Here is a 14,735-nt window from a genome sequence, read left to right as displayed (position 1 = left end):
TAATTATCAATTACTTATAAATACAAATAGAAAATTCACAATTTACATTTAACAAAAAAACAAGAAAAGGACTACATATTATTTACCACAAAATCACCTTGCTTCACAACAACAATTAAATAACCCAAAACTATCACCGTTAATTTGTCAATGTAGGTTCGTCGACGAATAACATCGGGTGAACTATAAAATTGAGTTATTAGACGGGTAGGTCCTAATTTTGTAACAGAATTAGATCCCAAATCTGTTCTAACAAAAAACTTAACCTTCTATTTAGCAATTGATTGCGATTCTTCGTAATCTATTTTGATGTTGGTTAAGTAAACTATAAAGAATTAAACTTAACCATTAATATGAAGTCTATTTACACTTCTAACATCATCTCCCCCAAATGCTGTTTTGAAAAAACTGTATTTCCAATATATGGAATACAACATCTCTTTACATCTTTTTCAAGGGTCAACAATCTGTCCAATACAAAAGCGGATAGTGATGCTGTTTATAAGGTTAACCATAATTCTTTTCTAGGGATGGATATTCCGTTGACCAACGGCAGCTCCAACACTCAAAATATGGCTAAAAATTTTTACGTGTTCAAGCACGGTATTCTTCTAACAAATAATAAAAATTTATAATGGAAAGATCAACTTTCATAAAACCGACATTTTTTTTATTTGTCATGTGGTTCTTTATAGGATCAATGGATGGCTTGGCACAAACTTTTTCGGTTTCAGACGCAAGTGCAAATGAAGGGTCTAACATGACCTTTACGGTAAACTCTAGTACCCTACTAACAGGTAACTATACTTTTAATATTAATTATACAGATGGAACTGCAATTGCATCTGAGGACTATAACGGTCCAACTTCAGTTACACTAGGTTTTTTTCTTAGCAGTAGCTCAACTTTTACCGTTGCCGCTTTAAACGATGATTGGGTAGAAACAACCCAGCAAGAATTTACACTTAGGTTAAGTGATCCCTCTGGCTCATACTCTTTTTCCGATGATACGGGTACCGGTACCATTATAGATACTGATATAGCCTATGTAACCGGTGGAAACTATGATATCACGGAAGGTGGAGAAATACAATATGTTCTTCGATTATCAAATGGCACTAATACCAGCGGTCAACAATACGTAGGTATTGAAGATGATTATACTGTTGATTTTTCTGTTGAGGCTAATGCAAGTTCAACGAGTCCTGCCAGTGATGGTAGTGATTTCAACGCATTTACCACTACGGCTACTTTTCCTGCAGGTTCTATTGCAGGTTCTGAAATAATTATACCCATACCAACCATAGACAACGCTATAGTAGAACCTTCTGAAGAGTTCAACGGTGTAAAATCTAGAAATGCAGCGGAGACTACCAAATATGGCACTAGCCCTTCAAGGGTTAGCATAAATACAGAACGCTCTGCACTTCGCATTCATGATAATGATACCGCTACCATAAATTTAAGTAATACTACAGAATTAGAATCTGTTGGTAATGCCAGAATTAGTTTTACATTAAATGGTGAAGTTCAAGATAATTTCAGAATTGACTATGCTACATCAGATAATACGGCAACACAACCTTCTGATTATGATGAAACTATCGGCTTTCTTAATTTTAATGGGTCTAATAATCAAAGTTTTAATAGAAATTTTCAAATTAACGATGATACCGTTATTGAATCCACAGAATATTTCACGGTAATACCTTCTTATTCCCCGGATGCCAACACCATGACCAACTATGTTCCCCAAAACATAGTTTTTGTAACCGGTGAAGGTGAAATTACAATAACAGATGATGACTTGGATACTGATTTTGATGGCGTAAATGACTTAGTGGATGAAGATGATGATAATGACGGTATTACGGATATTAACGAAGGTAATGGTGATGCCGATGGCGACTCCATTATTGACAGCTTAGATAATGATTCTGACAATGACGGTTGCCCCGATGCTGTAGAGGCAGGACATACTGATCCTGACGGCGATGGTTATTTAGGTAACGGTCCTCTAACCGTTAGCAACGGTACAGTAGACCCTTCTACAGGGCGTGTTTTAGCACAAGGTGGCTATACAGGTGCGGATAGTAAGGTTACCACAGCGTTCCAAACCGTTAGTATAACATTACAACCAAACGATAGAGTTGCCAACCTTGGCGACACTATTACCTATACAACAGGTGTTAACGGAACCGGACTTACCTATCAATGGGAAGTTAGTACGGACAATGGTACCACTTGGAACCCTATTTCGGATAGCGGTATTTATTCGGGTTCCACGACTACCGCATTGACCTTGACAAATATCACAAGCTCTGAAAGTGGAAATCAATATCGATTTAGCGCATATGACAGTGAAAATCTATGTACTCCTTATACCTACTCTAATGCCGCAGACCTTTTTATAAGACCTGTTGTTACCATTGCAGACGCGAGTGTTGCAGAAGGTAATGATCTGGATTTCTCCGTTAGCTTATCTCATGCGGTAAATGAAGTAGTGACGTTTGACCTTACGTATACAGATATTACTACAATAGCATTGGACTATACTACCCTGTCAGGTTTTTCAGTACCTAGTAATACATTGAATACAAACATCCTTATTCCGGCCATAGATGATAATATCATTGAAAGTGATGAAACTTTTACCTTGAGCATGACCAATGGCTCAACCAATGTAGGTGATATTACCGATACTGCGTTGGGAACCATTACTAATATAAATGCCCCTGCTACGGGTGAAGGTGTTTCCATAGCTGATTTTTCCGTTGATGAAAATGTGGGTACCGTTAATTTTATATTGACCTACACCGGACCTACAGTACAAAATTCCTTTACCGTAGACTATGCCATTACAGATATTAGTACAACTCATGGCTCAGATTATAATGTAAACCTTACTGGTCAGGTTACTTTTCCTGCCGGTACTTCTGATGGTAACACCCAATCACTTTTAGTAGCAATTACAGATGATACCGTAATTGAAGGTGATGAAAGTCTTAGTATTCAAATATCAAACATCTCAAACAGTCTTTTGAATATTATCAAAGCAGATGCTACAGGTACAATCATAGATAATGATACTACCCCAACGACAGGACTATCTATTGCAGACGTAGATTTCAACGAGGCAACTGCATCGGCAAACTTTGTAGTTACCTATAATGGTGGTAATGTTAAAACTGGCTTTACAGCAGATTATACCATTAGCAATGGGTCTGCTATAGAAGGAGATGATTATACCGCTACATTAACAGGTCAGGTTTCTTTTCCAAACAACACTACGGACGGTGCAACTCAACTTGTAAATGTTACCATAATTAATGACCTCATCATTGAAGGTGACGAGAATTTAAATATTGAACTATCAAATCTTTCTACCAATCTTATCAACCTAGTGGACCCAAATGCGATCGGTACCATTATAGATAATGATTCTAAAACACCTACCACAGGTTTAACGGTTGCTGACATTAATGTTGATGAGGATGATGGCACTGCTAGTTTTGTGGTTACTTATAATGGTAGTGAACTGCAAAATTCTTTTACTGTAGATTACGCTATAACGGATGGTTCAGCTATAGCTGGTACAGATTTTAGTGGAAACCCTACATTAACAGGTCAATTGACATTCCCGGCAGGGACCAATGATGGTGACTCACAAAATGCGAGTATCAACATCAATGACGATACCATCATTGAATCTGATGAAACCATCAATTTTCAATTAACGAATTTATCTACTAGCCTTATTAATTTAGTAGATGCAAATGCTATTGGTACTATTACCGATAATGATTTAAAAACGGCAACCACAGGTTTAAGTGCATCTGACTTTTCGGTTAACGAATCCGCAGGAAGTACTAACTTCATCATCACTTATAACGGAAATACCGTACAAGATTCCTTTACCGTTGAATACAATATTACGGACGGTACTGCTTCAGACGGAAAAGACTATACCACAACACTTGCTTCAGGACAGTTAACTTTCCCAGCCGGTACATCTAATAACGATCAACAGTCAATTGAAGTTACCATACTGGAAGATGCATTCATAGAAGCTACGGAAGATTTGAACATTCAACTTTCTAATCTGTCCACTACTTTAATTAACATCGTAGATCCAACAGGTACGGGCGCTATTACCGATAACGATAATACCGCTACTAAAGGAATTGATTTTCAGAATTTAACGGTTACGGTTACAGAAGGGGATACTGGTGATAATGTAAATGCGACATTCATCGTTGAATTCATTGGTGATGTGGACACTGGCGAAACTATTGAAGTAGATTATTTTGTAACTAACGGTAGTGCAGCAAATGCCACAGATTTTACTCCTCATGCTACCATACAAACCTTAACATTTACCAGTACAATAAAAACACAAAATTTAGTTGTGCCCATAATTAGCGATGACACCATTGAGAACGAAGAGGATTTCTTTGTTGATCTTGTTGCCATACGTTCAAATGTTGGTATCAACTTATTAAACAACCAAGCTAGAGGAGTTATACTTGATGACGACGGAGGTTCTGTTGCTGTAGCTGGTTTTAGTATCGTTGAACAGACCAACGGTATTAATTTTGATGTTACGTATACCGGAGACAGATTAAACGGTGGGTTTACCCTGGCATATTCTATTACCGATATTAGTACAACTTCTGGTGTTGACTATACTTTAAACACAGATCCACAAACAACTGGAACCTTAACTTTTACCGGTGTAAATAACGAAGTACGTTCAGTTCAAATCAATGTTGTTGGTGATAATTTCATTGAAAACAATGAAGATTTGAGAATTACGATTTCTAATCCATCTTCATCCAAAATCAGTATATCCAATGCGGATGCAATTGGTACGATAACCAATGATGATACGGGTACAGTGGCTGCTACAGGTTTTTCTGTAGACGAATTCAATGTAACCGCCAATTTTGAAATTACGTATACCGGAAAACCAATAAATGGAGGTTTTACAGCATCATATGAAATTACGGACAATACAACCACATATGGTAGTGACTATACCGCTTCGGCAACAGGTACCCTTAACTTTACCGGTACTTCAGATGAAGTACTACAAGTTCCTGTGGATATTATCCAAGATGCTATAATTGAAGGTGATGAGACCTTGAGATTGACAATAACCTCAATTTCCCCAAATTTAATTACAGCTTCTAACCCTACAGCTATTGGTACTATTAGGGATATTAATCATTTACCAAGTGCAGTAGATGATTCTTTTGTTGTATTCCAAAACCAAGCTTCCGCAAATATTACGGTGCTTGATAATGATGATTATGGGTTTGACGGACCTGCAGCCGTAAACCCTCTACAAGTAGTAAACAACCCTATTAATGGTACGGTTACACTTAGGGACAATGGCACACCTGGTGACGCTACAGATGATTATTTTGAATACCAACCTAGTCCTTCTTTTAACGGAAACGATTCTTTTAGATATAAAATAGTAGATTCTAACGGATCTGAAGATGAAGCTGTTGTTAACATATTTGTAAACGACACCAACCTTAAAAAAGATTTTGAAATTCGCTATTCCGGAAGTATCAACGGAGACTTTACCATGATTGCAAACAATGTACTTTCAAGAAATGCAACAGGAAATTACAATGGAGAAGATGGTAACCATGATTTCAACAACAACGTTTTTGTAGATATAGACTCAGACCCAACAACATTCAACTCTACCAATGCGAACTTAGCAAACCCAGAGCCTTCGTTGAGCTGTTTAAATATTAAAAAGGCTTATCTATATTGGGCTGCCGCAGATAAAGAATACGATGGTACTACTGGTGGTGGTGCTACAGAACCTTCTTGGAATTACAACCAGGTTAAATTAATGCTACCTGGCCAATCTTCATATACAACAGTTTCTGCAGATGAGGTAATTTATAGAGGTCGTGATGATCATTTTCAAAATGACCCGTATGTATGTATAAAGGATATTACCGATGACATCAATGCTCTTTCTACCCCTTTTGGAACCTATCAAGTAGGTAATGTAAAGGCTACCGAAATGGATTTACGTTCTCACGGTATTGCAAATGTGACCGGAACCTCTGGTGGATGGCAAATTGTATTCGTTTATGAAAACGTATCATTAGACCCTAAAAACATTACCCTTTATGATGGTTATGTGCACACCTTTGCATCTAATGGTGCGGGTGAAACAGAATTTAACTTTAGCGGCTTTGAAACCATACCTAACGGTAATATCAATGCCAATGTAATGTTAGGTGCGTTAGAAGGTGACCGTGATCTTTCAGGTGATCAACTATTAATATTTGATACTTCTAATAACTGGTCAAAATTATCGACTACGTTAAGAGATGAAGACAACTTCTTTAACAGTCGTATTACCATTGACGGTCTGAATTACGTGGACAGAAATGCCGCTAGTACCAATACCTTAGGTTTTGATGCTACCGTATTTCCATTAGCCAATACGGCCAATAGATATATTGATAACGATCAAACTTTTGCTCGATTTAAAATTACTACAGATCAAGAGTCTTACGGTCTATATTTAATGGGATTAAGTGTAGATGTTTACAAACCTAGTCTAGGGGCCTTAAGTCTGAATACAAATACCAGTGGTCCTTTTAATGCTGGTGATATTGTACCATTGACTTTAAACGTTACCAATATTGGTAATGACGATATTCAAGATCTTGTTATTACCACGGTTCTTCCTGCTGAAGCAGATTTTTCCGGGGTAGGAACTTTACCTTCAGGAATTACCCATTCTTATGACCCGTCTACTAAAACATTGACCTTTACGGCTCAAAATGGTACTACCAATATGGGTGATAATTATGATATTGATTTCGATATTGAAATTATAGAAGCATGTTACTTTTTGGAAACCGCCTGTGTTGCTAGTTTTGAATTACAGGCAACGGCTACGTATAGTGGAGTAATTAGTGGTGACCCTATTACCACCAACAGTTCATCTTCTACAGATTCTTGTGGTATAGGTACACATACCCCAACAATCATAGATGTACAACAACCCCCACAGGTAAATTGGTCAACGGCTCCTAATGCATTGGACAGAACTATTGCCTGTGATAATATTGCAGCGCTTAACAATGCCAATTCTTTGGTACCTGCAACGGCTTCTTGTGATTTTACTTTGAATAAAACAGCAGGTAGTTTTGTACAATCTGGAGCTTGTCCTACTGAAGGTACGTATACCAATACTTGGACATTTACAGATGCTTGTGGTAGAGTAAGTGAAACTTTTACCCAGGTTATCACTATTGAAGATAATGAGGCGCCTACTTTTAATGAAACTTTACCACAAGATTCTTATGCTGCTCATGACAATATACCTACGGCACCTATACTTTCCGCTAATGACAATTGTGACTCCAACTCTACAGTGACATTCAACGAAACTTATGACGGTGACAATACAAGCACAAATTACACGATTATTAGAACTTGGACAACTAACGATTGTGCAGGTAATAGCACAAGCCATACACAATACATTTACGTTAGTGAAAATGGTGATCCTATAGGTCTTAGTATTAACGACGTTACCGTTAATGAAGATGCTGGTACGGCTGTTCTTGAAATTACACATACCGGTACTGTCTCTGGCGGATTCACGGTAAACTATACTACCGCAGATGATACCGCGGTTGAATCTGAAGACTATGTTTCTGCATCGAATACCGTTTCTTTTGTCGGTACCAATAACGAAACAAGATCGGTTACCATTACAATTAATGATGATACAATTATAGAAACTACCGAGCAGTTCTTAGTGCAACTTACAAATGGTACAAATACACCTACCATTAATGATAATGAGGGTATTGTAAGTATCACCGATAATGATAATGTACCTGGTAGTACAGGTGTTTCTTTTGCCAATGATAATGTTATTGTTACAGAAGGTACTAACACTTTTGCGAGATTCACAGCTACCTTCACAGGTAATATTACTCCTGGAGAAACAGTTACCGTTGATTACGCAACAGGAAACGATACCGCTATTGAACCAGGTGATTACACGTCTTCTACAGGTACAATTTCATTCAACAGTACTACAAATTCAGTTAATATAGACGTACCGATCATAGACGATAGCATAATTGAACCGTCGGAAGATTTCACTATAACATTATCCAATATTCAATCTAATATTAATGTTGGGTTCTTAGATCAACAGCCAACTAATTCTGCTATTGGTACCATTAACGACAACGATAATATACCGGGCACTACGGGTATTTCCTTTGAAAATGACAATATTACCGTAGATGAAGCTGCAGGTACTGCCACCATTAATGTTCTATTAACAGGTAATGTTCAAGGAGGATTTACCTTAGACTTTACAACCAATGATAATACGGCCACCCAACCTGGTGATTATATTACTAACTCGGGGCAATTGACCTTTACCGGTACAGATGGTGAAACCCAGTCCATAACCGTTACCATTAATGATGACTCGCTTATAGAGGTAACTGAAAGTTTATTTGTAGACCTTTCAAACCTTTCAACTTCATTAATTGCAATAAATGACAACCAAGGAGTTATCAATATTACCGATAATGATGGTGGCGCCGGTACGGGTATTTCATTCCAAAACGATGATATCACTGTTAATGAAGCTGATGGTACAGCTACAATAAATGTACTGTTAACAGGTAATGTTCAAGGAGGATTTACTATAGATTATACTACTAATGATGACTCTGCCTTTCAACCAGGGGATTATACTACAAGTTCAGGTCAATTGACCTTTGCCGGTACTAACGGTGAACTACAACCAATTACAGTTGCCATTATTGACGACAATATTATTGAGACCACAGAAAGACTGTTTGTAGACTTATCTAACTTATCTACAACCTTAATTGCCATTAATGACAGTCAAGGGAATATAAATATTACCGATAATGACAACATACCTGGAACTACCGGTATTTCATTTGAAAATGATGATATTACCGTAGATGAAGATGCTGGTACAGCCACTATAAACGTTCTATTGACAGGTAATGTTCAAGGCGGCTTTACGGTAGACTATACCACCAACAATGATTCTGCCATTGAACCTGGTGATTATACCTCAACTTCTGGTCAATTAACTTTTACCGGCACCAACGGAGAAATTCACCCTGTAATGGTCAACATCATAGATGACAACATCATTGAAGCTACTGAAAGACTGTTCGTAGACCTATCTAACCTATCTACAACCTTAATTGCTATCAATGACAACCAGGGGAATATCAATATTACCGATAATGACAACAATCCTGGAACCACGGGTATCTCATTTCAAAATGATGATATTACCGTAGATGAAGCTGTTGGTACGGTTACCGTAAATGTACTCTTAACCGGTAACGTACAAGGTGGTTTTACATTGGATTATACCACCAGTGACGACTCTGCTGTTCAACCAGGTGATTATACCACAAGTTCAGGTCAATTGACCTTTGTAGGTACTGACGGTGAGCTACAGCCAATTACCATTACAATTATTGATGATAGTGCCATTGAGACGTTAGAAAGATTATTTGTTAACCTATCTAACCTATCTACTAATTTGATTGCCATCAATGACAATCAAGCAAACATTAATATTACCGACAACGATAATATACCGGGTACTACGGGTATCGCATTTGAAAATGATGATATTACCGTTGATGAAGCCGCAGGTACGGCAACTATAAATGTGCAATTAACAGGTAATGTTCCTGGCGGATTTACGGTAGATTATACAACCAACAACGATACGGCTATACAACCAGGAGATTATTCTCCTATAAACGGTCAATTGACTTTCACCGGTACAGATGGAGAAATTCAGCCAGTTACGGTGACCATAATCGATGACAATATCATAGAGGCTACCGAGAGACTATTTGTTGACCTTTCAAATTTATCGACATCCCTTATTGTTATTAATGACAATCAAGGTAACATCAATATCACCGATAATGATAATATACCGGGAACTACGGGTATCTCTTTCCAAAATGACGATATCACAGTTGATGAAGCCGCTGGCACCGCAACGATCAACGTATTGCTTACCGGTAATGTTCAAGGTGGTTTCACCCTAGATTATACTACGAACAATGATTCTGCAGTACAACCAGGTGACTATACTACCAATGCAGGACAATTAACTTTTGTAGGTACAGATGGTGAATTCCATCCTGTAACGGTAAGCATTATAGATGACAACATCATTGAAGCTACGGAAAGGTTATTTGTAGATCTGTCAAACTTATCTACCACATTGATTGCAATCAATAACAATCAAGGTAATATTAACATTACAGATAATGACCATGTGCCCGGCACCGGAATCTCATTTGAAAATGAAGATATTACCGTAGATGAAGCTGCTGGCACCGCAACTATAAATGTATTGTTAACAGGAAATGTTCAAGGCGGATTTACGGTAGATTATACCACTAATGACGACACTGCGGAAGCTCCTGGTGATTACACCTCAACTGCCGGTCAATTAACATTTGTTGGTACAGATGGCGAAACACAGCCAATTACCGTAAGTATCATCGATGATAATTTAATTGAAGCAACTGAAAGATTGTTGGTCGACCTTTCTAACCTATCTACGACACTTATTACTATCAATGACAATCAAGGTAATATCAGTATTACAGATAATGATAACATACCTGGCACTACTGGTATCGATTTTGAAAACGACAATATTACCGTAGACGAAGCTGCTGGTACTGCAACGATCAATGTTCAATTGACAGGAAATGTACCTGGCGGATTTACTATTGACTATGCCACTGCCGATGGTTCCGCAATTGAACCTGGTGATTATACTAGTAATTCCGGTCAACTTACTTTCGTTGGTACAGATGGCGAATTACAACCTATAACGGTTACTATTATTGATGATAATTTCATTGAAGCTACTGAAACGCTATTAGTCAATTTGTCTAACCTTTCCACTACGTTGATCGGTATAAACGACAATCAAGGTAATATCAATATCACAGATAATGACAATATACCTGGCGTTACAGGTATCTCATTTGAAAATGATGACATTACGGTAGATGAAGCTGCAGGTACTGCTACGATCAATGTATTATTGACGGGTAATGTACAAGGCGGATTTACTTTAGACTATACTACCAACAATGATTCAGCGGTTGAACCTGGAGATTATACTGCTATTGCCGGTCAGTTGACCTTTGCCGGTACAGATGGAGAAACACAGCCAATTACCGTAAGTATCATTGATGATAATTTAATTGAAGCAACTGAAAGATTGTTTATTGACTTGTCTAACCTTTCTACTACACTAATCGCCATAAATGATCACCAAGGTAATATCAATATCACCGATAACGATAATATACCAGGTGTTACAGGTATCTCATTTGAGAATGACAATATTACGGTAGATGAAGCTGCAGGTACTGCAACGATCAATGTATTATTGACAGGTAACGTTCAAGACGGATTTACCATAGACTTTAGCACAAATAATGATTCCGCAATATCACCTGGAGATTATACTCATAACAAAGGGCAATTGACTTTCAGCGGTACAGATGGTGAAGTTCACCCTATAACCGTAAGTATTATTGACGACACACTAATTGAGTTTACGGAAAGTTTATTTGTTGACCTTTCTGATCTATCGACCACATTAATTGCTATTAATGACAATCAAGGTACTATCAACATCACTGATAACGATGCCGATCCTACTTTATACGGAGTACAATTCGATATCACTTCAATAGATGTGAACGAGGATGCAGGTACCGTATCTCTTGATGTCATACTAAATGCAGATGTTCAAGACGAATTCACGGTTGAGTATTATACCGTTGATGGAACTACCATAGAAGGTAGCGATTACACAGGTGTTCCTCAAGATACCCAGACATTGACATTCGGTGGAACAAATTCAAATACTCAGACTATTGTTATTCCTATTATAGATGACACCTTAATCGAGTTTACGGAGAACTTCCAGATCATCCTTGAAGATATTTCTTCGCCTATCGTAGGTATTCTTGCCAATGATACGGCTACGGTAAACATTATTGATAACGATGCCGATCCTTCTTTATACGGAGTACAATTCGATATCACTTCTATTGATCTGAACGAGGATGCAGGTACCGTATCACTTGATGTCATACTAAATGCAGATGTTCAAGACGAGTTCACGGTAGAGTATTATACCGTTGATGGGACTACCATAGAAGGTAGCGATTATACAGGTGTTCCTCAAGATACCCAGACATTGACATTTGGTGGAACAAATTCAAATACTCAGACTATTGTTATTCCTATTATAGATGACACCTTAATCGAGTTTACGGAGAACTTCCAGGTAATCCTTGAAGATATTTCTTCCCCTATCGTAGGTATTCTTGCCAATGATACGGCTACGGTAAATATTATTGATAACGATGCCGATCCTTCCTTATACGGAGTACAATTCGATATCACTTCAATAGATGTGAACGAGGATGCAGGTACCGTATCTCTTGATGTAGTGCTCAATGCAGATGTTCAAGACGAGTTCACGGTTGAGTATTATACCGTTGATGGAACTACCATAGAAGGTAGCGATTATACCGGTGTTCCTCAAGATACCCGGACATTGACATTTGGTGGAACAAATTCAAATACTCAGACTATTGTTATTCCTATTATAGATGACACCTTAATCGAGTTTACGGAGAACTTCCAAGTAATCCTTGAAGATATTTCTTCCCCTATCGTAGGTATTCTTGCCAATGATACGGCTACGGTAAACATTATTGATAACGATGCCGATCCTTCCTTATACGGAGTACAATTTGATACTACTTCGGTTGAGGTAAACGAAGGTGCAGGTACCGTAACCTTAAATGTTGTACTTAATGCTGATGTTCAAGATGAATTTACTGTTGAGTTCTATACGGTAGATGGTTCAGCAGTGGATGCCAACGATTACACAGGTGTACCTCGTAATACACAAACATTGACATTCGGTGGCACAAACGATAATACTCAAGCTATAGTAATTCCTATTATTGACGATATTATTATTGAAGACCCAGAAACTTTCAATGTCATTCTTGAAAATATATCTAGCCCAATAGTTGGTATATTATCAGATAATATTGCTACGGTGACCATTATAGATAATGATGGCAATGAAGGCTGGCCAACCGATGAGACCATTGAAGCTTGTGATACGATCCCAGATGCATTTGTAATAACTTCTGATAGTACATGTGCCATTACCGTGGATTATGATGAATTAGTGGAAGGTCAAGATGATGAGTGTACAACGGAATATACCATTACCAGAACATGGACTATTACTGATTGCGTGGGTAATGTTCGTACACATACACAAGTAATTACTATTGAAGATACAGTAGCCCCAACTTTCAATGAAGCGCTACCGTTAGATATGACCGTAGAATGTAATATGGTACCAGATGCATCTATATTGACAGCTACAGATTCTTGTGACCCTAACATTGAAGTGGTTTTTGAAGAAACTATTACCAATGATGAAAACTGTGCAGTTGGTTATACCGTAACTAGAACTTGGACCGCTACCGATTGTGCCGGTAATTCAACAGAACATACCCAAGTAATTACTATTGAGCCAACTGGTCCTATAATGAGCCAGCCTTATGAAGAAGAAATTACTATTATCTGTGGCGACGAAATTCCAGAAGCACCAGAAATGACCTTTACAGGTGGTTGCGGTAATTTTGAAGTTGTTTTCAATGAAGAAACGCAACAAGCTGATGACTCTGACGATTATATGATCATAAGGTCTTGGAACGTAACGGATTCTTGTGGCAACACTGCTTTATTTGAGCAAATAATTTTCGTATTACAACCTCAATTACAGGAAATTACAATTAACATTTGCATAGAAGAAGAGCCAATTGACCTATTGAATTACCTACCTGCAGATTTTGATCGTAACGGTACGTTTATGATACTTGAAGGTGATGTTGTTCTTGAGGAAAATATTTTTGATCCTATGAACCATGAGCCAGGTGAATATAAAATTGCTTATAGCTCCACAGAGGGTACTTGTAAATACTATGTTGACTTTACCGTAATTGTAGATACTGAATGTGTACCATGTGGTAGAGGTGATATTATCATCTCTAAAGCGGTTACCGCAAATGGTGACGGAGTTAATGATTATTTTGAAATTACGGGTGTTGAGTACTGTGCCTTTAGTTTTGATGTCATCATTTTTAACCGTTGGGGTACAAAAGTTGCAGAGGTCAAAGACTACCAAAATGATTGGGGCGGTGAGTCTCCTAATGGTTCATTCGGTCAATCTGGTATGTTACCAACAGGTACTTATTACTATATAATTACCGCAACCGATATTGAAACAGGTACTATTCTAGAACCGTTCAACGGTTACATTTACCTAGGTACCAACTAATATTAAAATACATTATTTACAGCACCTCATCTTAAAAAAGATGAGGTGCTTATTTTTCTTTCCCCCATTAGAATACTAATATAAAACGCTCTTTTTAAGCCTATTATAGCACACATTTCATTTAACCGATAAAATCATCAATTAAACGAAAATGCGGTATAAGAACGAATAATAAGGAGAGTCAACCGTTAATTTTTCTATACATAATAACAGCGTTTAAATTTGTTTAAATAAGATTAACCTACTTATT

At 37.6% G+C, this 14,735-nt stretch carries 2 protein-coding genes; both read left to right on the top strand.

Annotation, left to right across the window (positions count from 1 at the left end; translation table 11 throughout):
* The first annotated feature begins 353 nt into the window (after nucleotides 1-353).
* Nucleotides 354-635 carry a hypothetical protein gene (locus VBZ51_RS15960; protein ID WP_416577573.1) on the top strand — a complete coding sequence of 94 codons (282 nt, stop codon included), beginning with the start codon at nucleotides 354-356 and terminating at the stop codon, nucleotides 633-635.
* The gene (locus VBZ51_RS15955) at nucleotides 635-14,485 is read left to right on the top strand and encodes a Calx-beta domain-containing protein (protein WP_416577572.1); all 13,851 of its coding nucleotides are present in this window, start codon (nucleotides 635-637) and stop codon (nucleotides 14,483-14,485) included. Before VBZ51_RS15960 ends, VBZ51_RS15955 begins: the two co-directional genes overlap by 1 nt.
* Nucleotides 14,486-14,735 lie beyond the last annotated feature (250 nt).

Source organism: Maribacter sp. HS (assembly GCF_048059195.1).
Lineage (GTDB): Bacteria > Bacteroidota > Bacteroidia > Flavobacteriales > Flavobacteriaceae > Maribacter > Maribacter dokdonensis.
This window is presented reverse-complemented; position numbering and strand designations above follow the sequence as displayed.